The 427-nt window shown below is 62.3% G+C and carries 1 protein-coding gene; it reads left to right on the top strand.

Features of this window, described 5'->3' with window-relative positions; genetic code table 11:
• Positions 1-427, top strand: a 427-nt coding sequence (locus tag RCF34_RS22805; RefSeq protein WP_308710166.1) for an EF-Tu/IF-2/RF-3 family GTPase, incomplete at both ends; no start/stop codon positions are given.

Genomic DNA, 427 nt, shown 5'->3' with positions numbered 1-427 from the left:
CAAGGCCGACATGGTTGACGACGCCGAGCTGCTGGAACTGGTCGAGATGGAAGTTCGCGATCTGCTGAACACCTACGACTTCCCGGGCGACGACACCCCGATCGTCATCGGTTCCGCGCTGATGGCGCTGAACGGCAACGACGACAACGAAATGGGTACCTCTGCCGTGCGCAAGCTGGTCGAGACCCTGGACTCGTACATCCCCGAGCCCGAGCGTGCCATCGACAAGCCGTTCCTGATGCCGATCGAAGACGTGTTCTCGATCTCCGGTCGCGGCACCGTGGTAACCGGTCGTGTCGAGCGTGGCATCGTCCGCATCCAGGAAGAAGTCGAGATCGTGGGCATCAAGGCCACCGTCAAGACCACCTGCACCGGCGTCGAGATGTTCCGCAAGCTGCTGGACGAAGGCCGTGCTGGCGAGAACGTC

This window comes from Pseudomonas sp. 102515 (assembly GCF_031085165.1).
In the GTDB taxonomy this organism is placed as follows: domain Bacteria; phylum Pseudomonadota; class Gammaproteobacteria; order Pseudomonadales; family Pseudomonadaceae; genus Chryseomonas.
This window is presented reverse-complemented; position numbering and strand designations above follow the sequence as displayed.